The sequence below is a fragment of the Stenotrophomonas maltophilia genome (assembly GCF_003970865.1).
Taxonomy (GTDB): Bacteria; Pseudomonadota; Gammaproteobacteria; order Xanthomonadales; family Xanthomonadaceae; genus Stenotrophomonas; species Stenotrophomonas maltophilia_AR.
This window is the reverse complement of the sequence record NZ_RXLZ01000072.1, coordinates 1-23,966: the sequence shown is the minus strand read 5'-3', so window position 1 is coordinate 23,966 and position 23,966 is coordinate 1. Positions and strand designations below refer to the sequence as shown.

22 protein-coding genes and 1 pseudogene are annotated in these 23,966 nt (G+C 67.5%); 11 read left to right on the top strand and 12 right to left on the bottom strand.

The genetic code is table 11. The features are described 5' to 3' along the window. Positions 1 to 489 precede the first annotated feature (489 nt). A complete protein-coding gene (locus tag EKL94_RS19125; RefSeq protein WP_019337023.1) occupies positions 490 to 975 on the bottom strand; it encodes a hypothetical protein in 486 nt (161 codons plus the stop codon). Positions 976 to 1,134: 159 nt separating this feature from the next. Between EKL94_RS19125 and EKL94_RS19120 the strand changes: the two genes are divergently transcribed. Both EKL94_RS19120 and EKL94_RS19115 read left to right on the top strand, forming a co-directional pair. Beyond that, the gene (locus EKL94_RS19120; protein WP_126930249.1) at positions 1,135 to 2,097 is read left to right on the top strand and encodes a pyridoxal-phosphate dependent enzyme; all 963 of its coding nucleotides are present in this window, start codon (positions 1,135 to 1,137) and stop codon (positions 2,095 to 2,097) included. Then, entirely contained in the window at positions 2,082 to 2,726 is a 645-nt protein-coding gene (locus EKL94_RS19115; RefSeq protein WP_185830058.1) for a YdcF family protein, read from the top strand. Before EKL94_RS19120 ends, EKL94_RS19115 begins: the two co-directional genes overlap by 16 nt. A 156-nt stretch (positions 2,727 to 2,882) precedes the next feature. On the opposite strand, the gene bioC is transcribed toward EKL94_RS19115, so the two are convergent. The 5 genes from bioC to bioB form a co-directional block, all read right to left on the bottom strand. After that, on the bottom strand, positions 2,883 to 3,767 hold the full coding sequence (bioC, locus tag EKL94_RS19110) for a malonyl-ACP O-methyltransferase BioC (RefSeq protein WP_010482174.1): 885 nt from the start codon (positions 3,765 to 3,767) through the stop codon (positions 2,883 to 2,885). A gap of 12 nt (positions 3,768 to 3,779) precedes the next feature. Further along, the gene (locus EKL94_RS19105; protein ID WP_126930248.1) at positions 3,780 to 4,559 is read right to left on the bottom strand and encodes an SDR family oxidoreductase; all 780 of its coding nucleotides are present in this window, start codon (positions 4,557 to 4,559) and stop codon (positions 3,780 to 3,782) included. 29 nt (positions 4,560 to 4,588) lie between these two features. Continuing rightward, the gene (gene bioH / locus EKL94_RS19100) at positions 4,589 to 5,368 is read right to left on the bottom strand and encodes a pimeloyl-ACP methyl ester esterase BioH (protein WP_126930247.1); all 780 of its coding nucleotides are present in this window, start codon (positions 5,366 to 5,368) and stop codon (positions 4,589 to 4,591) included. Positions 5,369 to 5,385: 17 nt separating this feature from the next. Further along, complete coding sequence (gene bioF, locus EKL94_RS19095; protein ID WP_126930246.1) at positions 5,386 to 6,609, bottom strand: 8-amino-7-oxononanoate synthase; 1,224 nt, start codon at positions 6,607 to 6,609, stop codon at positions 5,386 to 5,388. A 67-nt stretch (positions 6,610 to 6,676) separates the two neighbouring features. Next, entirely contained in the window at positions 6,677 to 7,720 is a 1,044-nt protein-coding gene (gene bioB, locus EKL94_RS19090; protein WP_126930245.1) for a biotin synthase BioB, read from the bottom strand. Positions 7,721 to 7,839: 119 nt separating this feature from the next. Between bioB and EKL94_RS19085 the strand changes: the two genes are divergently transcribed. The 8 genes and pseudogenes from EKL94_RS19085 (at position 7,840) to EKL94_RS19050 (ending at position 12,745) form a co-directional block, all read left to right on the top strand. Next, on the top strand, positions 7,840 to 8,100 hold the full coding sequence (locus EKL94_RS19085; protein ID WP_126930244.1) for a hypothetical protein: 261 nt from the start codon (positions 7,840 to 7,842) through the stop codon (positions 8,098 to 8,100). Positions 8,101 to 8,130: 30 nt separating this feature from the next. Further along, positions 8,131 to 8,448: a hypothetical protein gene (locus EKL94_RS19080; protein ID WP_126930243.1), complete on the top strand. Its 318-nt coding sequence runs from the start codon at positions 8,131 to 8,133 to the stop codon at positions 8,446 to 8,448. After that, positions 8,447 to 9,004, top strand: a pseudogene (locus EKL94_RS19075) (chloride channel protein); the annotation flags it as partial. The gene EKL94_RS19080 and the pseudogene EKL94_RS19075, both read left to right, overlap by 2 nt. A gap of 23 nt (positions 9,005 to 9,027) precedes the next feature. Beyond that, positions 9,028 to 9,528, top strand: a complete 501-nt coding sequence (locus tag EKL94_RS22470) for a hypothetical protein (protein WP_185830057.1) — start codon at positions 9,028 to 9,030, stop codon at positions 9,526 to 9,528. A 192-nt stretch (positions 9,529 to 9,720) separates the two neighbouring features. Then, positions 9,721 to 10,890: an L-dopachrome tautomerase-related protein gene (locus EKL94_RS19065; protein WP_126930242.1), complete on the top strand. Its 1,170-nt coding sequence runs from the start codon at positions 9,721 to 9,723 to the stop codon at positions 10,888 to 10,890. An 88-nt stretch (positions 10,891 to 10,978) separates the two neighbouring features. Then, complete coding sequence (locus EKL94_RS19060; RefSeq protein ID WP_126930241.1) at positions 10,979 to 11,668, top strand: ComF family protein; 690 nt, start codon at positions 10,979 to 10,981, stop codon at positions 11,666 to 11,668. 58 nt (positions 11,669 to 11,726) lie between these two features. Further along, positions 11,727 to 12,278: an HdeD family acid-resistance protein gene (locus EKL94_RS19055; RefSeq protein ID WP_126930240.1), complete on the top strand. Its 552-nt coding sequence runs from the start codon at positions 11,727 to 11,729 to the stop codon at positions 12,276 to 12,278. Next, complete coding sequence (locus EKL94_RS19050; RefSeq protein WP_126930239.1) at positions 12,275 to 12,745, top strand: SecDF P1 head subdomain-containing protein; 471 nt, start codon at positions 12,275 to 12,277, stop codon at positions 12,743 to 12,745. The genes EKL94_RS19055 and EKL94_RS19050 overlap by 4 nt, the downstream gene beginning before the upstream one ends. 52 nt (positions 12,746 to 12,797) lie before the next feature. Here EKL94_RS19050 and EKL94_RS19045 read toward each other — a convergent pair whose 3' ends face one another. The 6 genes from EKL94_RS19045 to EKL94_RS19020 form a co-directional block, all read right to left on the bottom strand. Continuing rightward, entirely contained in the window at positions 12,798 to 14,600 is a 1,803-nt protein-coding gene (locus EKL94_RS19045; protein WP_126930238.1) for an MFS transporter, read from the bottom strand. A 119-nt stretch (positions 14,601 to 14,719) separates the two neighbouring features. Then, a complete protein-coding gene (nagA, locus tag EKL94_RS19040) occupies positions 14,720 to 15,847 on the bottom strand; it encodes an N-acetylglucosamine-6-phosphate deacetylase (protein ID WP_126930237.1) in 1,128 nt (375 codons plus the stop codon). Beyond that, positions 15,844 to 16,620 carry a DeoR family transcriptional regulator gene (locus EKL94_RS19035; protein WP_126930236.1) on the bottom strand — a complete coding sequence of 259 codons (777 nt, stop codon included), beginning with the start codon at positions 16,618 to 16,620 and terminating at the stop codon, positions 15,844 to 15,846. Before EKL94_RS19035 ends, nagA begins: the two co-directional genes overlap by 4 nt. 33 nt (positions 16,621 to 16,653) lie before the next feature. Then, a complete protein-coding gene (locus tag EKL94_RS19030) occupies positions 16,654 to 17,988 on the bottom strand; it encodes a D-tagatose-bisphosphate aldolase, class II, non-catalytic subunit (protein WP_126930235.1) in 1,335 nt (444 codons plus the stop codon). 17 nt (positions 17,989 to 18,005) lie between these two features. Continuing rightward, entirely contained in the window at positions 18,006 to 18,944 is a 939-nt protein-coding gene (locus EKL94_RS19025) for an ROK family protein (RefSeq protein WP_126930234.1), read from the bottom strand. Next, positions 18,937 to 20,091 carry an SIS domain-containing protein gene (locus EKL94_RS19020; RefSeq protein ID WP_126930233.1) on the bottom strand — a complete coding sequence of 385 codons (1,155 nt, stop codon included), beginning with the start codon at positions 20,089 to 20,091 and terminating at the stop codon, positions 18,937 to 18,939. The genes EKL94_RS19025 and EKL94_RS19020 overlap by 8 nt, the downstream gene beginning before the upstream one ends. Positions 20,092 to 20,413: 322 nt before the next feature. On the opposite strand from EKL94_RS19020, the gene EKL94_RS19015 reads away from it, so the two are divergent. Beyond that, the gene (locus EKL94_RS19015) at positions 20,414 to 23,773 is read left to right on the top strand and encodes a TIM-barrel domain-containing protein (RefSeq protein WP_126930232.1); all 3,360 of its coding nucleotides are present in this window, start codon (positions 20,414 to 20,416) and stop codon (positions 23,771 to 23,773) included. Positions 23,774 to 23,966: the final 193 nt, after the last annotated feature.

Here is a 23,966-nt window from a genome sequence, read left to right as displayed (position 1 = left end):
ATCCCGCCCAGCATCCCAGCAACGGCATACAATCCAGCTTGGCCACGGCCGGCCCCAGTTTGTAGTCTCGACAACCACAATCTAGCGGGTCGGCCGTGAGCCTCTCCCCTCAGATGGGAGAAGAACCGTTTTTTTTGGGGTGCCGGGAAAGGCCCCATCCACGCATGGCGTGGATCTACTGGTGCTGGGCACGCACGGCGTGCAGGCATTGATGCCAGCGCCCCGGGCCCGCAATGCCTGCAGCAGATCCACGCCATGCGTGGATGGCCTCGCGACCCCGTTCAAAAACAAACGGCCCCGCACTGCGGGGCCGTCTGCCTTCAGAGGTGCCGACATCCGACAGGGCCGGAACAGGGGGGATCCAGATGTTCCTGTCGGATATCGACGTAGAGCTTTTTGCGGCGGCCCGTGTCGTTTTTGTCACTTTGTGACGCGGGCCGTCACTGTCCGCGTAGATTGCGGCTTAGACCGTGTGAAATGCAAGACGGTTCAGCGCTCAACTGTGCGCTGCGTCGCACGATCCATGTTGCGCCAGGGGGAACCGTTCATCCTCGGCGCACTCGGTGCCGGCGCCGGACGGGCCTGCGGCGGGGGCGCCGACGGCTGGGCGTTCGATTGCGGCGGGCGGCGCATCGAGTCCATGTTCCGCCACGGCGAACCCCCGTTGTACGACGGTCGCGACGGCGGCGGCGGACGGTGCTCGCCCCCATTGCCCGGGCGCGGCGGCGGGCGGTGGTTGTGCGGCGGGCGGTAGATCGGGCGCGAGTAATACGGGTTGCCGTAGCCGCCGTAGTAGCCGCCATAGCCACCGTAGTAGGGGCCGTAGTTGTACGGATAGCCGGCCGGGTAGCGGTATTCCACCGACGGCGCACCGTGGTAGTAGCTGCCGCTGCGGCCGCCGCCGACATAGTCGTAGGTGGTGCAGCCGGTCAGGGCCAGCAACAGGCCACCGGCAAGCATCAGGCGCATTTTCATGGTGGGTCCCCCCAGAGGACGGGTGTGCAGTCAGCTTCGGGCGCGGGCGTTGAATCGGCCCTTAATTCCGCCGGCCAGGATGAATGGAGGCGTAGGGCTGCATGCTGGCATGACCTGTGTCCCGGTCGCCAGCGCGAAGCCATACGTTAATCTTGCGTCATGAGCGATTCACTGTTGCCCCGCGCCGATGACGTCCTGCTTGCTGCGGCGAGGATCGCCCCGCATGCCAGCGTGACGCCGGTGCTGCGCTCGCGCACGCTCGACGCGCTGGCAGGTGCGCAGCTGGCGTTCAAGGCCGAGCACCTGCAGCGCGGTGGCGCATTCAAGTTCCGTGGTGCCTGCAACGCGGTGTGGTCGCTGGAGGCCGATCGCGCCAGTGCCGGCGTGGTCACCCACTCCTCCGGCAATCACGGCGCCGCCCTGGCGCTGGCGGCACGCACCCGTGGCATTCCCTGTCACGTGGTGGTGCCGGAAGGTGCGGTGGCGGCCAAGCTGGCCAATATTGCCCGCCATGGCGCAACGCTCTGGCACTGCCCGCCGACCATCGCCGACCGTGAGGCCACCTGCGCCAAGGTGCAGGCCGATACCGGCGCGACCCTGGTGCATCCCTATACGAACCCGGCGGTGATGGCCGGGCAGGGCACCGCCGCCCTGGAACTGCTGCACAGCGACGGCCCGTTCGATGTGCTGGTGGTGCCGGTGGGCGGCGGTGGCCTGGCCAGCGGTACTGCGCTGGCGCTGCAGCACGCCAGCCCGCAGACCCGTCTGGTGCTGGCCGAGCCGGCTGGTGCCGACGACACCGCGCGCTCGCTGGCTGCTGGCGAGCGCCAGGGCGCGTTCACCCCGGACACGATCTGCGATGGCCTGCGTACCCTGATCGGCGCGCCCAATTTCGAACTGCTGCGCGCGGCCGGTGCCGAGGTGATCGTGGTCGATGACACCGAAACGATGGCCGCAATGCGCCTGCTGTGGGAGGTGCTCAAGCAGGTGGTCGAGCCGTCCTCGGCCACCGTGCTGGCCGCGGTGCTGGCACAGCCGCAACGTTTCGCCGGCCTGCGCGTGGGCCTGGTGCTGTCCGGCGGCAACGTCGACCTGCCCGCGTTGCGCTGGGGGACGCCATGAGCCGCGACCGGCATCGGCCTCGCACCGGCCTGTTGGGCTGGCTGTGGCGGCTGTTTGTCCTGCTGGTGATCTGGCTGCTGGGCGTGACTGCCTGGATCGTCTGGGTCGGCGAGCGTGACCAGGCCGCCAAGGCCGACGCCATCATCGTGCTGGGTGCGGCGGCCTATGACGCCAAGCCGTCACCGGTGTTTGAAGAACGTATCCGGCATGGGCTGGATCTGTACGAAGCCCAGTACGCGCCGCTGCTGATCTTCACTGGCGGTTATGGTGGCACCGGTGCGCGCTTCTCCGAATCGCAGGTGGCGCGGCGCTATGCGCTGAAGCATGGCGTACCGGACGATGCGATCCTGATCGAAACCGCTTCGCGCAACACCGTGCAGAATCTGGTCGAAGCCAAGCGGCTGATGGACCAGCGCGACCTGCACCGGGTGATCATCGTCAGTGATCCGCTGCACATGGCGCGCGCGCTGCGCCTGAGCAAGGCACTGGGCATCGATGCGCTGGCCTCGTCCACGCCCAGCACGCGCTTCCGCAGCTTCCACACCAGCTGGCGCTTTCTGGTGCAGGAAATCTATTTCTTCCACCGCGACCTGGTGCGCCCGCCGCTGAGTTCGCCGGCCAATACCTGAGCAGCTGCCACTGCGATCGCCCGGGTTGTCGTGCTGGCCCATACCTGCCTTTGGTAGGTGCCGACCTTGGTCGGCACGATGCTGGCGGCACCGCGATCTGATGGGTTGTGCCAACCAAGGTTGGCACCTACCAAAAGCAGACCCGCGATCGTTCGATCAGGTCTGCTTGCGGCGGATCGGAATCGCCGACACCGGCACCGAGGCCACGTCATGCCCGCCTTCGCGGATCGGTGCGCCCGGGTCCGGCGCCCAGGCGTGGGCGTAGATCACTTCCCAACTGCTGGGCAGCTTGCCGTCGGCACGGCGCATCGGCTCGTACGCGGCGGCTGCCGCCGCGAAACGGCTACGCCCGGTCAGGGTGTGGCGGCGGTCCACCCGCGCGTTGGTCGCGCCCATCGCGCGCAGTTCGCGCATCAGCGAAGGCAGATCATCGTAGGTCAGGGTGAACAGATCACGGTCCAGCACCGGGTCGCGGAAGCCGGCCATCATCAGCGCGTCGCCGAACTGGGCGATCTGCGCGAAGCGGCTCACATGCGGGCGGTCATCGGCGGCCGCGAAGGCCTCGTTGAGTTCGATCAGGGTTTCCGGGCCGAAGGTCGAGCACAGCAGCAGGCCCCCGGGCTTGAGCACGCGACGGAAGCCGGCGAACACCGCCGGCAGGTCGTCCACCCACTGCAGGCACAGGTTGCTGAAGATCACATCCACGCTGTTGTCGGCCAGCGGCAGCGCGGCGGCGTCGCCGCACAGGCGCTGGAACGGCTTCCACCAGCCGGCCTGGCGCTTGGCCTGGTCCAGCATCGGCAGCGCCACATCCAGCGCGATCACCTGCGCCTTCGGCCAGCGCTTCTTCATCAACGCACTGGCATGGCCGGTACCCGCGCCGATGTCCAGCACCACCTCGGGCTTGCGTGCCTCCAGGTAGTCCAGCGATTCGATCAGCCGCGACTGCACCTCGCGCTGCAGGGCGGCGGCGGCGTCGTAGCTGCTGGCGGCACGCGCGAACGCGCGGCGGACGTGGCGGGCATCGAAGTGGGACGGCATTGCGAAAGTCTCTTAGAACGTACCGGGGTAGGCGCCGCCGTCGATCAGCAGGTTCTGCCCGGTGAGGTAACCGGCCTGCGCACTGCACAGGAAGGCGCAGGCGGCGCCGAACTCGTCCGGCGTGCCGAAGCGGCCGGCGGGAATCTGCTGGCGGCGGCGCTCGGCCACTTCGCCAGCATCGCCGTCCTTGCCCGCGCTGTGGGCGAAGTTGGCGCGCAGGCGGTCGGTGTCGAACTGGCCGGGCAGCAGGTTGTTGATGGTGACGTTGTGGGCCACGGTGCGGCGCGACAGGCCGGCGACGAAACCGGTCAGGCCACTGCGCGCGCCGTTGGACAGCGCCAGAATGTCGATCGGGGCTTTCACCGCCGACGAGGTGATGTTGACGATGCGGCCGAAGCCGCGCTCGATCATCGCGTCGACGGTGGCGCGGATCAGCGCGATCGGCGCCAGCATGTTGGCGTCCAGCGCAGCAATCCAGTCGTCGCGTTCGAAATTGCGGAAATCACCGGGCGGCGGACCACCGGCGTTGTTGACCAGGATGTCCACCTGCGGGCAGGCGGCCAGTACCGCCGTGCGGCCGGCCTCGGTGGTGACATCGGCGGCGACCGCGCGTACCTCAGCGGCGCCGGGCAAGGCACGCAGTTCTTCGGCGGCGACCTGCAGCGCACCTTCACCACGGGCCACGATCACCACGTTGACGCCCTCGCGCACCAGCGCACGCGCGCAGCCCAGGCCCAACCCTTTGCTTGCGCCGCAGACCAGTGCCCAGCGGCCGTTGATACCCAGATCCATGCGTCAGTCCTGCGGAATTCGGAAGGGGCTCATTGTCCGCCATCGGCCGGTGACAGGCCGGCAACGAAGTGTTGCAGGGCCGCGGCGACCTCGTCGGCATGGCCGAGGAAGGGCGCGTGGCCGCCGTAGGCGATGGTCAGCGCCTGCGCGCCCGGGGCCAGTGCCGCGGCGGCCTGCATCGCCACCGGAGACACCAGGCGGTCTCGCTGGCCGGCGATCCACAGGCTGGGTTTGCCCAGGCTCGGCAGGGCACCGCGCAGATCGGTGCTTTCCAGCAGGCGCAGGCCTTCCAGCAGGGCGCGTTCGGTGGGCGCACCGCGCTCGACCAGGCGCTGGCGCAGGGTGCGCAGCTCCTCGCGGGCGTGTGCCGAGCCCATTACGTCCAGCGCGAGGAAGCGTTCCAGCGTGCCGCCGAAGTCGGTCGCCAGCTCGCGGCCGAACTGCTCGAACACCGCCGGTTCCACCGCGTGCGGCCAGTCTTCGCCTCGCACGAAGCGCGGCGTGGCGGCGATCATCGCCAGCCCGCGCACCTTCGGCAGCGTCGCGGCAGCATGCAGCGCGAACAGGCCGCCCAGCGACCAGCCGCACCACACCGCTGGCGGTGTAGCGGCGGCAATGGCATTGACCACGAACGGCAGGCGCAGCGGCGTGGTGTCCTCGCGGCTGTGGCCATGGCCGGGAAGGTCGACCAGATGCAGGGTGAACTGGTCCGTCAGGCGCTGCACCAGCGGTGCGAACACCCCGCCTTGCAGGGCCCAGCCGTGGATCAGTACCAGGTCCGGCCCACGGCCGGTGACTTCAATATGCATGGGCAACGACACGGAACTCAGGCAAAAGCGGGCAGCGGCGGTGGCGCGGCTTCACGCACGGCCAGGGTCACACGATCGCGCGCGCTGGCGATGGCCTCGACCAGGCCCCGCACCTGCTCCGGCGTGTGCAGCGCGGACAGTGTCACGCGCAGGCGTGCCTTGCCTTCCGGCACCGTCGGCGGGCGGATTGCACCGACCAGCCAGCCGGCCTGTTCCAGCGCCGTGGACATCGCCACGGCGGTGTGGTCATCGCCGCACAGCAGCGGCTGGATCGGCGTTTCCGAAGCCATCAGGTCCAGGCCATGGCGACGCGCTTCACTGCGGAACAGCGCGATCAGGTCGGTCAGCTTGGTGCGGCGCCAGTGGTCGCGGCGCGCCAGGCGCACTGCTTCAAGCGCAGCAGCGGCCATCGCCGGTGGCACGGCGGTGGTGTAGATGTACGGGCGCGCGGTTTCGGCCAGATGCTCGATCAGGTCGTCGCGGCCCAGCACCAGTGCACCGGAACCGCCCAATGCCTTGCCCAGCGTGACCAGCTGCAGCGGCACATCGTCCACGCCCAGTCCTGCGGCGGCCACGGCACCACGGCCATCACCGACCACGCCTACACCGTGCGCATCATCCACATAGAACAGCGCCTGCTGCAGGCGTGCCACAAGCGACAATGCACGCAGCGGTGCGATGTCGCCATCCATGCTGAAAACACCATCGGTGGCCAGCATGGCCGCGCCATCGGGCGCGTGCTTGAGCTGACGCATTGCGCCTTCCGCATCCACATGCGGATAACGGCGCAGACGTGCACCGGCCAACCGGGTCGCATCGAGCAGGCTGGCGTGGTTGAGCTTGTCCTGTACGCAGACATCGTTCTCTTCGCTCAGCAGTGCCTGCTGCACCGCCAGATTGGCGGCGAAGCCACTGCCGAACAGCAGCGCACGCGGGTAGCCCAGCCACTCGGCCACCTCGCGTTCCAGCGCCTCATGCAGCGCGTGGTGGCCGCAGACCAGATGCGAGGCACCGGCGCCAGCGCCTTCGCGTGCGGCGGCGTCCTGCAGCGCGTTGACCACGCTGAACTGCTGGGCCAGGCCAAGGTAGTCGTTGCTGCAGAAACCGGTCAGCCACTGGCCGTCCACTTCCAGGCGCACGCCATCACGACGGGTGACCGTGCGTCGCGGGCGGCGACGGCCTTGGGCATCGCGCAGGGCGCGCTGGGCGTGGAGGCGGGCGGTCAGGTCGGGGCGGGCCATGGTGGCTGAATGCGTCGACGGGGCGGCTAGGGTAGCGCGTTGCCGCGGCGCCTGCTTGCGACCCGTCTCAGGCCGCGTGAGCGCAGCCACAGCCGGGCGTATCGGCACTGATATCGGCGTGCACGGTGCCGCCGTGGTCGTGGCCTTCGGCATCCACCTGCACCGCCATCGGCTGCAGCCCCAGGCGTGCGAACAGGGCCAGGTCGCGTTCGCTTTCCGGGTTGCCGGTGGTCAGCAGCTTGTCGCCATAGAAGATCGAATTGGCACCGGCCAGGAAACACAGCGCCTGCAGTTCGTCACTCATGGCTTCGCGCCCGGCCGACAGCCGCACCATCGAGCGCGGCATGGCGATGCGCGCCACCGCGATCATGCGCACGAACTCGAACGGGTCCAGTTCGGCACTGCCATGCAGCGGCGTGCCTGCCACCTGCACCAACTTGTTGATCGGCACCGAATCGGGATGTGCCGGCAGCGTGGCCAGCGCCAGCAGCAGGCCGACGCGCTGCGCGCGCGTCTCGCCCATGCCGACGATGCCGCCGCAACAGGTCTTCAGGCCAGCATCGCGCACGTGCTCCAGTGTATCCAGGCGGTCCTGGTACTGGCGCGTGTGGATGATCGAATCGTAGTAGTCCGGCGCGGTGTCGAGGTTGTGGTTGTAGTAGTCCAGGCCCGCATCCTTCAGCGCACGCGCCTGCTCGCCACTGAGCATGCCCAGCGTGGCGCAGGTCTCCAGGCCCAGCGCCTTCACCCCGGCGATCATTGCCGCCACCTTCGGAATGTCGCGGTCCTTCGGCGATCGCCACGCGGCACCCATGCAGAAGCGCGATGCGCCAGCGGCCTTGGCCTGGCGGGCCTTGGCCAGCACTGCGTCGGTGTCCATCAGCTTCTGCGCGTTCACCCCGGTGCTGTAGCGCTGCGCCTGCGGGCAGTACGCGCAGTCTTCCGGGCAGCCGCCGGTCTTCACCGACAGCAGCGTGGACACCTGCACCTGCGATGGGTCGAAGTGCTCGCGGTGAACCGCTGCGGCGCGGAACAGCAGCTCGGGGAACGGCAGATCGAACAGCGCCTGCAGTTCGTCGTGTTGCCAGTCGTGGCGGATGGCAGCAGCCATGGCGGGACCTTGGGTACGAGTGGAGCGAGGGCGGCAGTGTGGGTGGGTGTGCCGAGGCTGTCAACCATTCGTTTTATTTATTGGTTTACGGCGTTGGGGCTCGCCTTGGGATGGCAACGGTGAACACACGAGCTGCCGCCCCGACGTCCGCTGAGATCGGGGAGAACTCCCGTATCCGTGCAGCGATCTTCAATGGAGGAGAACTCGGCCCCAACAACGTCAGGGCCAACCCGCACAGTGCGCTGGTGTTGGCCGAAGGCACGCGGTGCGACAGCGACTACGACCGGACCGGCTGCTACGCGTACTTCCATCTGCTGGAAGGGCTCACGCTGAAGCCGATCCGGAAAATGGCGGTGCCGGAGGCGCATGGCGTACCTTGAGGCACGCACATCCAGTCGAGCCGCGTTGCGATGGACCATCCGGACAGCTGGCAGCCGATCACCCAGGAAGAATTGGCAACCCTGATCTCGCGGCAACTGCAGGATTGCTCACCTATCCAACGAGCCATCTTCGATTCCCTGCGTGTTCCATTCCGTGCAGTTCGGCTGCACAGACTGGGCATGATTGAGCGGGTCTGGGTGGTCGCACAACTGCCCGACGGGCTGCTGTACTACGAGGACGTTGAGGAAGGATTCGAGGTAGGCACGCCGGGCGAGGACGGTGTCTTGCCGGGCCGAGGTTGTTCTCAGCTGGCGCTGACCCACATTCTCGAACGTTTGGTGATCTGAGCGGCATCCGGTTCTGTTGCCCGCAGGCTGCGGCCTGGTGGTGGTACTGCTCGCCCTGGTCTTCGGCGAAGGCGCGTTCGGCACCGGCTACGAGCAGGCGCGCAGCCTGGTGCAGGGGCAGGCGCTGGTCGGCCATGAGTTCGGGTTGATGAAGTTGTTGGCCAACCTCGCGTCGTACGTGGCCGGTATTCCCGGCGGCCTGTTCTCGCCGGCGCTGGCGGTCGGCGCGGGACTGGGCCACAACCTGGCGGTGCTGATGCCGGGCGTGGACCCGCGCGCGTTCGGGCTGCTGGGCATGTGTGCCTACCTGACCGGTGTGACCCAGGCGCCACTGACCTCGGCGGTGATCTCGCTGGAGCTGCCCGACAGTGGTGATCTGCTGCTGCCGATCCTGGCCACGGTGCTGATCGCGCGCGGCGTGTCCGGGCTGGTGTGCCGTGTGCCGATCTACCGTGGGTTGGCGGAGTTGTTGATGGTGCCGAAGACGGTTGGAGATGTGGCTGTCGAGGCGCTCGCTGTGCGATCCTCCCACTCCCGTGAAAATGGAGATGACTAGGAGCAATGCAGCCAGGAGTCGCAATGTTCCTTCCGCAGGAGGTGTTGGAGCCGTTACGGTGCTACTTCGTCACCGATGATGGTTCGCTCCCGGAAGTGGAGCTCACGTGCTGTGAAGCCGCCGGGACGGCTGATGCGTTCGCCTATCTGTTTGCCTGCGGTGCCCGCGTCGCGGGTTCTGGAAGCGTGCAGCTCTGGCTCGGTGCGGAAGATCGTGGTCAGCCGTTCATGGGGCCGGGCGACGCGCGGCGTGTTCTCCAGGACGAAGTAGAGCCTTTCCATATCAGTCTTGCAGACATCGCCTGCGACGGCGTTCTTCTGCCAGAACTGGGTGTGCTCGTCATGCGCCATGGGTTGACGCTCGACTACCGCATGGGACCGTCGTGGGGCGAGCGGGAGGTCCAGGCCTTCCTGCTTCTTCTGCACCAGTTGCAGCAGCGGGGTGCTGTGATGACCGTTCCCTGGTGGGGTGAAGAAGGCCAGCACAGGTTCGAGACCGCGTTGGCAGCCATTGAGATGTGTTGAGCGGGTTCGCCACAAGGCAGGCACGCAACTGATAGACGATAATCATTGCTTCGATCAACGCGATAAATCTTCCTTTAATCTTCACTCCTGCAGTGAAGCTGATTCCCCGTTGCACCGTCTACCCGATGCCAGGTGCGCCGCTGAAGATGCACCCACGCCGGGGCTGCACCCGGACCTGCATCGAGAGCGACCATGATCAAATGCCGTATCCGCCGCCTGGCGGCTGCCGTCCTGGCCCTGGCCAGTTCCCCCGCGCTGGCGCTGGCAGGCACGCCTGTGCTGCCCAGCGAACGCAGCATCGGCATCATCGAGCCGGTGGCGCGTTTCGAAGGTGCGATGCCCACCAGCGTGGCGGTGTCCGAAACCGGGAGGATCTTCGTCAACTTCCCGCGCTGGGGCGATGAGGTGCCCTACAGCGTGGCCGAGTGGCGCGATGGCCGTGCCGTGCCCTATCCGGATGCGCACATCAACCGCAAGGACGATCCCGACCCGGCAGCACACTTCATCAGCGTGCAGAGTGTGGTGGCCGATGGCCAGGGCCGGCTGTGGGTGCTGGATACCGCCGCGCCCGGGTTCTCTGCCCCGCAGGCCGTTGGCGCCAAGCTGATGGCGATCGATCTGGCCACCAATACTGTGGCCAGAACGCTGGTGTTCCCGGCCAACGTCATCGATGCGCGCACCTACGTCAACGATATGCGCTTCGATTTCCGTGTCGGTCGCGAGGGCGTGGCCTACGTGACCGACTCGTCGCTGAGCGGCACCGGCGGCATCATCGTGATCGACCTCGCTACCGGCGCGGCGTCCAAGCGCCTGATCGGTCATGTGTCCACATCGGCGGACCCGGCATTCGTACCGATCGTGGAAGGGCAGCAGATGCGGCTGCGTGACGCGGATGGTTCGACGCAGCCGTTTACCGTGGCTGCCGATGGCATTGCGTTGTCGCCGGATGGTGCGACGCTGTTCTATACCCCGTTGTCCAGTCGCCATCTGTACAGCGTGCCTACCGCCTTGCTGCGCGACCCCAAGGTAAGTGAAGCGGCGCTGGCTGCGGCCGTGGTCGACCTGGGCGACAAGGGCGCGTCCGATGGCATGGAAATGGACGCCAACGGCCGGCTGTATGCCAGCGACTACGAACACAACGCCATCCATGCCCGTGATGCGCAGGGGCGCTGGACGACCGTGGTGCACGATCCACGCATCCTGTGGCCGGACACCTTGTCGATGGGGCCGGATGGCTACCTGTACTTCACCGCCAACCAGCTGCATCGGCAGGCCGGATTCAATGGTGGCGTGGATCGCCGGCAGACGCCGTACATGGTGTATCGCACCCGGGTGGATGCGAAGCCTGCGCCAACGCGGTGAAGTGCTCCGCAAACTGGTAAAGATGCCTACGGGTTAAAGGACGTGCGTCTGATGGCATCGTGGCAGCGTCGCGATCATGCTGTAGCGCATGTCGGCTCTGTTCAAGCCCACTCGCCTTCTACGGGCGGCGCTTCGCGTGCTGCTTCCATTGCGCTGCCTGGTCTGTGGCGACCCGGGTCATGACGATCTTGACCTGTGCCGCGCCTGTCTTTCCGAGCTGCCCTGGGCCGGCCGGGCGTGCCTGCGTTGCGCACTCCCGTTACCCGGGAACGCCCTGATCGTCTGCGGCACCTGCCGCGAGGAGGTACCGCCGCAGGCCGCCACGCATGCCAGTCTGCTGTACCTGCCGCCGGTCGATCAGTTGCTGGTGCGCTTCAAGTTCCATCAGGACCTGGCGGCAGGTCGTCTGCTCGCGCAGCTGATGGAGCGCGCACCACCGCCCTGGTCGTGCGCGCCGCTGGTGCCGGTGCCGCTGCACAGGCGACGCCTGCGCCAGCGCGGCTACAACCAGGCGGGCGAGCTGTGCCGGTTGCTGCCGATGCCGGTCTGGCAGGGGATGTATCGGCGGCGGCATACCGCACCGCAGTCCGAGCGCACGGCTGAACAGCGCCGGGAAAATCTGTTCGACGCGTTCGCGGTTCGTGGTCCGGTGCCTACCCGGCTGACCGTGGTCGATGACGTGATGACCACCGGCAGCACGGTGATGGAGGTTGCCGAGACGCTGCGCCTGGTCGGCGCTGCGGAGGTGCGCGTGTGGGTCTGCGCGCGGGCGCCGTGATCCCCCTCTTCATCACAACGGGCTACGATGAACCCGGTTCCGGATCGAAGGAGTGGCCATGAATTCCCCCTTGTCTCCCCTGTTGTCGGCGGTTGGGCGTAGCTGGTGGATCCTGCTGCTGTACGGGCTCGTCGCACTGGGTTTCGGCATCGTTGCCATCGGCTGGCCGTTGTCCGCAGCGATGGCGCTGGCGTGGACACTGGGCGTGATGGCCATCGTTGAAGGTGTCATCAGCCTGTTCGCACTGATCAACGGCGGCAGTGGTGCCTCGCGTGGGTGGCTGGCGCTGTACGCCCTCGCCTCGTTGGGATTCGGCATTCTGGCGGTGATCAATCCGCTGGCCACTGCCAGCGTGCTGGTGCTGTTCCTTGCAGCGTGGCTGTTGGTGGCAGGCATCTATCGCATCGTGTTCGCGATCCGCGTGCGCAAGCAGATCCAGGGCGAGTGGCTGCTGATCCTCAGTGGCGTGCTGGCGGTGGTGCTGGGCCTGCTGTTCGCGGCCAATCCGTATGCCGGCGTGGCGGTCACCACACTGTGGATCGGCATCGGCAGCCTGCTGTATGGGTTGCTGCAGGTGCTGGTGGCATTCAAGCTGCGGAAGCTGAAGTGAGGGCTGCGCTTCCGCTGTTGCTGGGCGTGGCGTTGACCCTGGCCGGATGCATGCCGGGCGCCACACCCGGTGCCTTGGCAGGCAAGGAGCGTGCGCCACGCCCCGGCGTGGATGTGCGCCTGAGTGCGGTCGATGCAGCCGGCAAGGGCACATCGGTGCAATGGCAGGGCGAAACCCTGGCCCTGCGCGAGCCGCCGATCGCCGGCAGCGCCGACATCGCCGATGTGCGCTACGTGCTGGACGCGGGCCAGCAGCCTGGCCTGCAGATCCGTTATCGGCCGGAAGCGCACCAGCGCATCCACGATGGCACGGCAGCACTGGTGGGCCAGCGAGCGGCGATCAGCGTGGATGGCCGCGTGCTGATGGTGGCGACGGTGCAGGGGCCGTTCGGTGAGTCGATGATGCTGAGCGGGCTGTCCAGCGTTGCCGAGGCGCAGGCGCTGGCGAAGCACATCACCGGTCAGTGACGGGCGCGCCAACACCCCGGCGCTGCGCGCGGAGGTCGACCAAGGTCGACCGCTACCGGGCGAACCGGGCCTCGATTTCTTCCAGTGACTTGCCCTTGGTCTCCGGCAGCCAGAATGCGGCCACCAGGAAGAACACGAACGTGCACGCCGCCCAGAACACGAACATGCTGGCGTAGCCGTAGTGCCCCACCGTGGGCAGGAATATCGCAGCGATGGTGGTCGACACGAACTGGTTGATCAGCAGCGCGATGCTCATGCCATTGGAGCGGATGCGGTTCGGCATCAGCTCCGACAGTGCCAGCCACACGCATACGCCGGGACCGACCGCGAAGAACGCGACGAACACCAGGATGCAGGCGGCCACGGCCCAGCCATGTGCCGGCGGCGGCACCGGGCCGATGCGCGCCTGTTCGATGCGCAGCGGCGCCTGCGCGGCACTGGCCGGGTCGGCGAACGGGTTCAGATGCAGCTTGCGGAAGAACGCGCCAATCACGCTGTCCGGCTGCACAGTACCGGTGCGCTCGATGCGTAGTTCGCGATCAATCAGGTTGTCGCTGCGCAGGGCGCGCACGTTGGTGAAGTCACCATAGGCGTACGACACGGTCAGCTGCATCGGTCGGCCCTGGCTGTCGATGCCATTGCCCAGGCGCTGCCACTGCGCGTCATCAAGCACCAGCTGCAGGCCGTCGCCGCTGACCGCCGCCTGCAGCTGCGGCTGCACATCGGCACGGCCGCGCTCGGCCTGGAAGAACAGCGTGGCGGCCGCCAGCAGGGCCACGCAGATGCCGCCGCTGCCGAGCATCAGCAGGAACTTGCGACCCTTGCGGTCGACCAGCAGCAACGCGACCACCGTCATCACCGCATTGAGCAGCTTGATCGCCACGTCGGCGCCATTGGCGACCGAGCCGGACAGGCCGGCCTGGTTGAGGATGTTGACCGCGTAGGCCAGCACCGAGTTGATGCCGGTGGCCTGGGTGCAGGCCAGCACCACGCAGGCGAGCAGGAACGGCACCACGTAGCGGCGGCTGAGCAGCGGGTCACGCTTGCCATCGCTGCTGCTCGATTCCGGCGCCTGGATCTGGGCCAGCGTGGGCTCGACGTCTGCGGCGGGAAGGACGCGCTGAAGGCTGCGGCGGGCTTCATCGATGCGGCCGCGGCGTACCAGCCAGCGTGGCGATTCGGACAGCCAGAAGATACCGGCGCAGAACAGCAGGCCCGGCGCCAGGCAGGTCCAGAAGATGGTGCGCCAGGCGTGGTCCTTCACCGTGAACAGTTCCTGCGCCTGCTGTGCCACCGGCAGCGAACGCACGGCTTCAGCGGCGGCATCCACCGCATGGGCGTGGTACAGGCCGATCAGGGCCGCCAGCACCAGGCCAACGGTCAGCAGCAACTGGAACATGGCCGCACCGCGCCCGCGTCGTTCGGGACTGAGCACTTCGGCCAGGTACAGCGGAATGACCACACCGATCAGGCCGCCACTGATGCCCTGCAGCAGGCGCCCCAGCAGCAGCGGGGTGTAGCCGGAGGCCAGCGCCATGATCGGGATCGATGCGGTGAACAGCAGGCCGGCCAGCAGCATCGCACCGCGGCGGCCGATCAGGTCGGCAACCATGCCGGCGAACAGGGAGGACAGTACGCTGCCCAGCAGTACCGCTGCCACCACGAAGCCGAGTTGCTGGCTGCTGAGCTGCCAGGCGTGGCTGGCTGTCGCTTCAAGATAGGGCAGGGCACCGGCGATGATGCCGATGTCGATGCCGTACAGCAGGCCACCCAGGCCGCCGATGAAGAGCAGGTAGCGTACGGGCCAGCGCGGAGCGGTGGAAGCGGATACGGCAGGTGCGGCGGCTGCGGTCATCGGCGTATTCCTGGAATAACGGGGATGGTGCGTGGCTGAGGCATTGCGCTTGCGCGCTTCATGTAGAGCCGAAGGCAATGGCTCCTGCCATTGCCTTCGGCTCTACAAAAGCGCAGATATCAGGTGTTTGCGGCGTTCAAATCGACCACGCGCCCACCAACCACCACCTGCTGCAGGCGCAGTTCGGCGTCCAGCACCACCAGGTCGGCACGGGCGTCGGGCGCGATGCGGCCGCGATCGTCCAGGCCCAGGTAGTCGGCGGGGAAGGTGGAAACACGTTGCGAGGCATCGGCCAGCTCCAGGCCCACACGCACCAGGTTGCGCAGCGCCTGGTCCATGGTCAGCGCGCTGCCGGCCAGCGAACCCGTGGCCAGGCGCACGCAGCCGCCGCACTTGTGCACGCGCTGCTCGCCCAGTGCGTACTCGCCATCGGGCATGCCGGTGGCGGCGGTGGCGTCGGTCACCGCGTACAGGCGCGGGATCGCGCGCGCGGCCAGGCGGATCACACCGGGATGGATGTGCTGCAGGTCGGGAATGATCTCGGCGTACTGCGCATGTGCCAGTGCCGCCGCCGCAATGCCCGGGCGATAGTGATCGACGCCGGTCATGCCGTTGAAGAGATGGGTGAAGCCGGAGGCACCGGCCTGCAGCGCAGCAACACCTTCTTCGTAGGTACCGGCGCTGTGGCCGAGCTGCACGCGGATGCCCATTGCCGAAAGCGCGGGAATCAGCGCGGTGTGCTCGCCGATTTCCGGCGCCAGCGTCATCACCCGGATCGGCGCCAGCGCATGCAGTTGCTGCACCAGTGCCAGCGTCGCCTCGATGGTGCGGTTGGGCTGCGCGCCCAGCCGCTGCGGGCTGATGAACGGCCCTTCCAGATGTACGCCGACGATGCTGGCGGCGTCTGCATCGGGTGCGGCCATGGTGGCGGCCACGCCGTGCAGCGCGTGCTCGATCTCATCCAGGCCGGCGGTCATGGTGGTCGCCAGCAGCGTGGTGGTGCCGAAGCGTAGATGGGTACGGGCGATGGTGCGTGCCACGTCGCCGCCTTGCATCAGGTCCACGCCGGCGGCGCCATGCACATGCAGGTCGATGAAGCCGGGCAGGATCACCGGCAGCTGCAGGTCATCGGCACCGCTGTGGTCATCCACCTGCAGCTGGCGCACGTGCGAATCGAAGTGGACGTGGCCACGCCGCCAACCCAGCGGGGTGAGGATGCGGCCATGCAGGGAACGGGTGTCGCTCATGCGGTGGGCTCGGCGATGATCACCTCGATGCCAAGCCGCTGCAGTCCCTCGCGGGTTGCGTCGTCGATGCCGGCATCGGTGATGATGGTGTGGATCTGATCCAGCAGGGCGATGCGGTGCAGGCTGACGCGGCCGAACTTGGAGGCATCGGTCAGCACCACGATGCGGCGCGCGCGCTCGACCATGCGGTGGTTGAGGCGAGCTTCGGCTTCGTCATGGGTGGTCAGGCCGAACTGCAGGTCCAGGCCATCCACGCCCAGGAACAGGGTGTCGAAGCTGTACGAATTGAGGCTGGCTTCGGCCTGGCTGCCCTGCAGCGACAGCGACTGCTGGCGCAGCAGGCCACCGGTCAGCAGCACGTTGATGCCCGGTGCGTTGGCCAGTTCCCAGGCAATGTTCAGGCCGTTGGTCATCACCGTCACGTCGCGGTGCGCGCGCAGGTGGCGGGCCAGGGTCATCGTGGTCGAGCCGGAGTCGATGATGATGTTGTCGCCGGGCTGCACCAGGCGCGCGGCGCGGCTGCCGATGGACTCCTTCAGCGGCAGGTTCAGCGCGTCCTTCTCGTGGATGTCCTGTTCCTGCGGCGGCGTGCGCACCAGCGTAGCGCCGCCGTGGGTACGGTTGGCAAGGCCCTGCGACTCGAAGTGGGTCAGGTCGGCGCGGATGGTCACCGCCGACACGCCGAAGCGCTCGACCAGATCGGCCACCTGCACCGAGCCGTGCTCGATCAGCAGCTGCAGGATCTGTTGCCGGCGGGAGCGGGTGTTGCGCATGGCCATTCTCGGTTTCGCGGGAAAAGGTAGAGATTAGCCGTTCGCAGGAACGCCGGCAGCCGAACCTGCGTTCTGCGTGCGGGTTCCGGCCTGGTTCGCGCTGCAGGCGCGGGCGTACTCGCCCAGGCACAGGCCGATACGGTGCTGCACCAGTGCGGTGGGGGTGTTGGCCAGGGTGCCTTCGCGCACGGCGCGGTACTGCTCGGGCAGGTACTGGCTGAGCAGCACCAGCGGCGGCGCGTGCCGTTCCAGGTTGGCGAACAGGGTCTGCACCGCCTGCACCAGCGCGGGCTCGCCCCAGTAGTATCGGCAGCGGTCGCTGAAGGAGTAGCTGCGCAGCAGGCGCAGCGCGGCGTCATCGCCCTGGTAATAGGACTGCCAGTACTTCGGATGCGCCACCATCACCTCGTCCAGCACCTGCGGCAGTCGCGAGCACTGTGCGGCCGGCAGCAGTTCGGCCTCGATCGCGGCCAGCGCGAACAGCGCCTCGCGGTAGGCGAAGGTGGCCGCCGGACCGACCTTGAGGATGGCGAAGTGGTCGCGCACCAGGGCGTGCAGGCCGCTTTCGCGCTGGTAGTCGGTGGAATGCGCTTCGAACACAATGCGCGGCTGCTGTTCGAGGAAGCCGGCCAGCATGCTGGCGGCGGTCGCGTCGTACTCGTGCACGCTGCTGTGGTCGAAGTCCACGCCCGGCTGCACCACCATCGCGATCACCCGCTGCCACGCATCGCGCAGCTGCGGCGTGTCGAACGCCTGCTGGTGGATGGCCAGGGTCTGCGCGGCGGCGGCCGGCGTGGTCACCTGCAGGCCCTCGGCAAGCGAGGCTTCGCCACCGGGAATCGGCACCTCGGTACCGATCACGTAGACCGGCGGTGGCAAGCCATGTGCGCTGGCGGTGCGCTCGGCGATTTCAGCCAGCTCGGCCGAACGCGCGGCGACGATGGCATCGGGCAGCGGCACCGGGTCATCGGCGCAGGACATGCTGCAGTCCAGATGGATCTTGTGGAAACCGGCGGCGACGTAGGCTTCGATCAGCACGCGCGCGTGGGTCATCGCTTCGGCGGCCGGGCGCTTCTGCCAGGCATTCGGGCCGAGGTGGTCACCGCCCAGGATCAGCCGCTCGCGCGGGAAGCCTTCTTCGTCGGCCAAGGTGCCGACGTAATCGCGGTACTGCGGTGGGGTCATACCTGTGTAGCCGCCGAACTGGTCGACCTGGTTGGAGGTCGCCTCGATCAGCAGCACGGTGCCATGCGCCAGGGCCACGTGCATGGCCGCGCGCAGCACCTGCTCGTTGCTGCAGCAGACGCTGTACAGGCCGACGTTGGCACCGGCGCGATGGGAGGCAAGCAGGGTCTGCAACGGGGACATGATCAGGCTCCGGTCAATCAGGAAAACGAGGGTTGGCAGGCGAGCAGGGCGGCACCACGTGCGCCACCGGCATCACCGAAGCGCGGCGGCACGATTGGCGGTACCTGCACGCCGTTGAACAGATGAGCGGCGATGGCCGCCGGCAGCTGCTGGTACAGCGGCGCGTACTGCGAGAGGCCGCCGCCGAGCACGATCACATGCGGGTCCAGCGCCAGCACCAGTGCGGCCAGGCTGTGGCCAAGCAGATCGCGATGGATGTCCAGCGCCTTGCGCGCACGCGCATCGCCGGCTTCGGCCAGTGCGATCACCGCGCTGGCGTCGGTGGCGCTGCCACCGAGGTGGCGTTCGATCATGGCTACGCCGCTGCCGGACACATAGCGCTCCACACAGCCCTGCAGGCCGCAGCCGCAGTCCAGCAGCGGCAGGCCGTGGCGCTGCAGCAGATGGCCGGGCACGCTCCAGTGGCCCCATTCGCCGGCCAGGCCGTTGAATCCGGACAGCAGCCGGCCCTGCAGGCAGAAGCCGCCGCCGGCACCGGTGCCGAGGATGGCGCCGAACATGCTGGGATAGCCGTCGGCGGCACCGCCGTGTGCTTCCGACAGGGCAAAGCACTGCAGATCGTTGCCGAAGTGCAGCGGGCGCTGCAGGCGTGCCTGCAGATCCTGCGCCACGCATTGGCCGGTCAGTGCAGGCACGTTCGCGCTGAGCTGGCGGCCGCTGCGGCGGTCACGCACGCCGGGCAGGGCGATGCCGATGGCCGCATCGCTGCGGCCGAGGGCAGCGTCCGCCTCGGCCACCAGCGTCACCACCGCCTGCAGGAAGCCGTCGTAGTCACCCTGTGGGGTGGCCACGCGGCGGCGCCAGGTGACCTGCATCGCCGCATCGCACGCCACCAGCTCGATCTTGGTGCCGCCGATGTCGATGCCGTAGCAGGCGTGGGCGATCAGCTCAGCCATGGTGGATGGTGACGCCCTTGACGACGCGGTTGACGGTGCCGTCCGGGAACGGGTTGTCCGGGGTCAGGCCCAGCGCGGCCGAGCGCTGCAGTGCGAACAGCTGCGCAAAGCCCAGCCACACCGGTGCCAGCCACGGATCGTCCAGTGCCGGCACGATAAGGGTGTATTCGTCATCGGCGCCGATGTCCGAATGCGGGCCGATCGCCAGCACCTGGCCGGCCACGCCATCGCGGCGCAGTTCTTCCAGCAGGTCCTGTTCGTAGCGGCGCGCCAGTGGCTGCACGCTGCGCAGCACCACCACCAGGGTGTTGCCGTCCAGCGTCGATTTCGGGCCATGGCGGAAGCCCAGCGGGGTGTTGGCCAGCGCCAGCACGCGGCCGGCGGTCAGTTCCAGCACCTTCAGCGCGCACTCGCGTGCCAGCGCTTCCAGCGGGCCGCTGCCGAGGTAGATGATGCGGTTGAACGGGCGCTGTGCCAGCGCCGCCACCGGTGCATCCCACTGCGCCTGGCCTTCGCGGGCCAGCGCGGCGATCTGCTTCAGGCGCGCCACGCGCGCATCCCACGGCGAACGATCGAACACGGTCAGTGCGGCCAGCAGCATGCAGGTCAGGCTGCTGGTCATGGCGAAGGCGCGGTCGCAGCTGGCCGACGGCATCAGCAGGGTGCAGGTATCGGCACGGCCGGCGCCACGACGGGCCAGTTCGCCATCGGCGTTGCAGGTGATGTCGAGGAAGCGCGCGTCATCCACGTCGCTGCGCACGCGGTCCACCGCCGCCACGCTTTCCGGGCTGGAACCGCTGCGGCCGAACGAGACCAGCAGGGTCGGGCGGTCGCGCTGCAGGTACAGCGCCGGGTGGGTCAGCAGGCTGGTGGTGTGCACTACGCGCACATCGGCTGGCCACTGCGCATTGATCGCGTCGGCCACCATCTCGGCGATGAAGCCGGAACTGCCGGCGCCGGTGAACAGCACGCGCTGGTTGGGATCGTTGAGGCTGTCGCCGAGGAAGGCCTGCAGGCGGTCGCGGGCACGTGACAGGTCCTGTGCGAGGGCTTCCCACAGCGTGGGCTGCTGGGCGATTTCGGTAGCGGTATCGGCTCCGCCAAGGCGCTGCCAGGCGGACACATCGGAAAGCAGGGTGACGTCCATTCGGAGGTTCCAGTTGGGCCAGCGCACCATCTGCGTTTTCTTTCGAAATGTCAAATAGCGAAAGTAAAAAGAAAGAAAATTGAGCGATGACTTTTCCCGTCATGGAGTGCTCGAGAAAACGAAAGAACGGGCTGGATGCCGTATCGCACAATGCTTAACAGGGGCTTGCAAGCGGTTACACAAAGTATTGCGGCGCAACAACTTTCGTTTCAATGGAATATATCTTCCTTTTTCCTTTCAATTTGTTGACATCTTTCGAATCGCTGCCCTAGAGTCGGCCCAACCGCTTTCGAAACGCCCGGTGAACGGGTTGGGAGTCCGTGTGGAAATCTGCGTTCGTCGCTCGCCGCTGATGCTGGCCCTGTTGCCGGCATTGATGCTGGCGTCCATGCCGGCCCGGGCCGAGCCGGTCGGCAACCTGCGTTCGGTCGCCGCCAGCGCCAGCCGCGACGGCGTGCAGGGCTGGGACCTGCAGACCGACAAGGGCGCGCGCATCCGCATCGAACTGCCGGCCACCGACATTATCCGGGTGCAGGCGGGCCGCAACGGCACGCTGACCGGTGCCGGCGACAAGGCCGCACCGATCGTGCTGCCGCAACCCAAGGCGAACGTGCAGGCGCAGCTGGAAGAAGACGCACAGGAAATCCGCGTGCGCACCGATGCACTAGTGCTGCATGTACAGCGGCAGCCGCTGCGCATGCGCCTGGAACGCCTGGACAACGGCCAGCCCACCGCGCTGTGGCAGGAACTGCAACCGCTGGATCTGGATGCGGCGCAGAGCGTGCAGGTGCTGTCCTCGCAGGCCGATGAGGGCTACTTCGGTGGCGGCCAGCAGAACGGCCGCTACCAGTTCAAGGGCCGCGAGCTGGACGTGTCCTATTCCGGCGGTTGGGAAGAGGGCGACCGCCCCAGCCCCGCACCGATGCTGCTGAGCAGCCGTGGCTGGGGCATGCTGCGCAATACGTGGAGCGATGGCAGCTACGATCTGCGCGAGGCCGACCAGGCCACGCTGCTGCACCGCGAAGACCGCTTCGATGCCTATTACTTCGTCGGCGCCGACCTGCCGAAACTGATCGAGCGCTACACCCAGCTGACCGGTCGCCCGAACATGGTCGCGCGTTGGGCGCTGTCCTACGGCGACGCCGATTGCTACAACGATGGCGACAACAGCAAGAAGCCCGGCACCGTGCCCGAAGGCTGGAGCGACGGCCCGACCGGCACCACGCCGGATGTGATCGACTCGGTGGCCAAGCAGTACCGCGCCAACGACATGCCCGGTGGCTGGATTCTGCCCAACGATGGCTACGGCTGCGGTTACAAGAAGCTGCCGGAAACCGTGCAGGGCTTGGCCAAGTACGGTTTCCGCACCGGTCTGTGGACCGAGAACGGCGTCGACAAGATCGCCTGGGAAGTGGGCAAGGCCGGCAGCCGCGTGCAGAAGCTGGACGTGGCCTGGACCGGCAAGGGCTACCAGTTCGCGATGGACGCCAACCGCCAGGCCTTCAACGGCATCCTCGACAATTCCGATTCGCGCCCGTTCCTGTGGACGGTGATGGGCTGGGCCGGCATCCAGCGCTATGCAGTGGCATGGACCGGCGACCAGAGCAGCAGCTGGGATTACATCCGCTGGCACGTGCCGACCCTGGTCGGCTCGGGCCTGTCCGGCATGGCCTACGCCAGCGGCGACGTCGACGCGATCTTCGGCGGCAGCGCCGAAACCTTCACCCGCGACCTGCAGTGGAAAGCCTTCACCCCGGTGCTGATGGGCATGAGCGGCTGGTCGTCGAACGCACGCAAGCACCCGTGGTGGTACGACGAGCCCTATCGCAGCATCAACCGCGATTACCTGAAGTTGAAGATGCGCCTGACCCCGTACATGTACGGCCTGGTGCACGAGGCTGCACGCACCGGCGCGCCGCCGGTGCGTGGTCTGATGTGGGACAACCCGGGCGATCCGCACGCGCAGGATGAGACCTACAAGTACCAGTTCCTGCTCGGTCGCGATCTGCTGGTGGCACCGGTGTACCGCAGCCAGGCGGCCAGCCGTGGCTGGCGCCGCGACATCCATCTGCCAGCCGGTGGATGGATCGACTACTGGGATGGCCGCCGCGTGCAGGCCACCGCCGATGGCCGCCAGTTGGACCGTCAGGTAGACCTGGCCACGCTGCCGGTGTTCGTGCGCGCCGGTGCGATCCTGCCGATGTACCCGTCGATGCTGTTTGACGGCGAGAAACCCCTCGATGAGGTGACCTTCGATCTGTACCCGCAGGGTGATTCGCAGTACACGCTGTACGAAGACGATGGCAACACCCGCCGCTACCAGCAGGGCGAGTCGAGCACGCAGAAGATCACCGTGCAGGCGCCGGCGCAGGGCAGTGGCCCGGTACAGGTGCAGATCGATGCGGTGCAGGGCCAGTACAACGGCCAGCTGGCGCAGCGTCGTTATGGCCTGCGCGTGCTCAGCCGCCAGGCGCCGCGTGCGGTGCAGGCCGGTGGCCGCTCGTTGCCGGCGCTGGCCGATGCGGCGGCGTTCAACAACGCCAGCGAAGGCTGGTACTTCGATGCCAAGGAGCGCCGTGGCACGCTGCACGTGCGTACCGCCACCCAGGACATCCGCCAGCCGCTGCAGCTGCAGCTGGACTTCGCGTTGGCCGCTGCGGCCGCCGACGATGCCTATCCGGCCGCGCCGGTGCTGGGCCGCGAACTGCCGGCCGACAGCCTGCTGGTGGTCAACCGCCCGGCCGAAGAGCCTGGCCATGCGCTGGAAAATGCCTTCGACGACGATCCGGCCACCTGGTTCCGCAGTGTGCGCAACCAGGCCGTGCGCACCGGTGCCCACGAATGGGTGGTGGGCTTCGGCGAGCGCAGGATGATCGACGGCATCGACATCGCACCGCGCAACGACAAGAACTGGAAGCACGGCCAGGTACGCGACTATGAGGTCTATCTGGGCGACAGCAACGGCGAGTGGGGTGAGCCGATCGCGCGTGGCCGCCTGCAGTTGAAGGAAGGCGTACAGCGCATCGACTTCCCGGCCCACGCCGGCCGCCTGCTGCGCTTCCGCGTGCTGAGCGTGCAGAACCCCGAAGGCGACGGTGCCAGCAGCACCGACCCGATGGTCACGGCCGCACAGGGCAGCGCCCGCGCGTTCGATGCATTGCAGCCGCGCGACGTCGGCCCGATCGCCTTGTCCACCTTCCACATCCTCGAACACCAGGAACCGGAGCGACCGGCCCGGCAGCGCTATCTCTCCGAGCTGCCGGTGCCGGCCGCGCTGGCCAGCCAGCTGCGTACCGACCAATCCTTCCGTGGCGACGCCGGCATGCGCATGAACGGCCTGCAGTTCCGCCGTGGCCTGGGCGTGGGCGCCACCAGCCGCATCGACCTGCGTCTGCAGGGCGGCTGGCACCTGCTGCGTGCCGACCTCGGCATCGACGACGCCTGCCGCAACGCCGGTGGCCTGCAGTTCCAGGTCTGGGGTGACAACCGCCTGCTGTACGACAGCGGCCTGGTGAAGGCGCCCGGCGTGGTCAAGCCGGAGCTGGACATCCGTGGCCTTTCCACCCTGAGCCTGCGCACGCTGGGTGCGCAGGGCAGTCAACCCGCCCAGGTCTGCGCCAACTGGGCCAACGCCGTGCTGATCGGCCAGGAGGGCGACTCCGCCAGCATCGTCGCCCCATGACCCCCTCGTAACACCGCTCCTCCTGTCCCTATTACACATCTGACGCTGCCGATGGACTTACGCGTGTGTATGTGGGGTGGTGCTGCTGTTTTCAATATAAAAATATACCAAAGAGCCCAGCTTGCTGTCACGATAAGCATCACCATATGAGAGACGCCGCACCAGGAGCGGCCAGTCCTGTACACAGATACAT

Bases quoted from the DNA above. Each gene is read 5' to 3' on its own strand.
- EKL94_RS19055 (WP_126930240.1), top strand. From the start codon at position 11,727: ATGAATTCCCCCTTGTCTCCCCTGTTGTCGGCGGTTGGGCGTAGCTGG.
- bioF (WP_126930246.1), bottom strand. From the start codon at position 6,609: ATGGCCCGCCCCGACCTGACCGCCCGCCTCCACGCCCAGCGCGCCCTG.
- nagA (WP_126930237.1), bottom strand. From the start codon at position 15,847: ATGAGCGACACCCGTTCCCTGCATGGCCGCATCCTCACCCCGCTGGGT.
- EKL94_RS19020 (WP_126930233.1), bottom strand. From the start codon at position 20,091: ATGGACGTCACCCTGCTTTCCGATGTGTCCGCCTGGCAGCGCCTTGGC.
- EKL94_RS19045 (WP_126930238.1), bottom strand. From the start codon at position 14,600: ATGACCGCAGCCGCCGCACCTGCCGTATCCGCTTCCACCGCTCCGCGC.
- EKL94_RS19025 (WP_126930234.1), bottom strand. From the start codon at position 18,944: ATGGCTGAGCTGATCGCCCACGCCTGCTACGGCATCGACATCGGCGGC.
- EKL94_RS19120 (WP_126930249.1), top strand. From the start codon at position 1,135: ATGAGCGATTCACTGTTGCCCCGCGCCGATGACGTCCTGCTTGCTGCG.
- bioC (WP_010482174.1), bottom strand. From the start codon at position 3,767: ATGCCGTCCCACTTCGATGCCCGCCACGTCCGCCGCGCGTTCGCGCGT.
- EKL94_RS19030 (WP_126930235.1), bottom strand. From the start codon at position 17,988: ATGTCCCCGTTGCAGACCCTGCTTGCCTCCCATCGCGCCGGTGCCAAC.
- EKL94_RS19065 (WP_126930242.1), top strand. From the start codon at position 9,721: ATGATCAAATGCCGTATCCGCCGCCTGGCGGCTGCCGTCCTGGCCCTG.
- EKL94_RS19105 (WP_126930248.1), bottom strand. From the start codon at position 4,559: ATGGATCTGGGTATCAACGGCCGCTGGGCACTGGTCTGCGGCGCAAGC.
- EKL94_RS19125 (WP_019337023.1), bottom strand. From the start codon at position 975: ATGAAAATGCGCCTGATGCTTGCCGGTGGCCTGTTGCTGGCCCTGACC.
- EKL94_RS19080 (WP_126930243.1), top strand. From the start codon at position 8,131: ATGGACCATCCGGACAGCTGGCAGCCGATCACCCAGGAAGAATTGGCA.
- EKL94_RS22470 (WP_185830057.1), top strand. From the start codon at position 9,028: ATGTTCCTTCCGCAGGAGGTGTTGGAGCCGTTACGGTGCTACTTCGTC.
- EKL94_RS19060 (WP_126930241.1), top strand. From the start codon at position 10,979: ATGTCGGCTCTGTTCAAGCCCACTCGCCTTCTACGGGCGGCGCTTCGC.
- bioB (WP_126930245.1), bottom strand. From the start codon at position 7,720: ATGGCTGCTGCCATCCGCCACGACTGGCAACACGACGAACTGCAGGCG.
- EKL94_RS19035 (WP_126930236.1), bottom strand. From the start codon at position 16,620: ATGCGCAACACCCGCTCCCGCCGGCAACAGATCCTGCAGCTGCTGATC.
- bioH (WP_126930247.1), bottom strand. From the start codon at position 5,368: ATGCATATTGAAGTCACCGGCCGTGGGCCGGACCTGGTACTGATCCAC.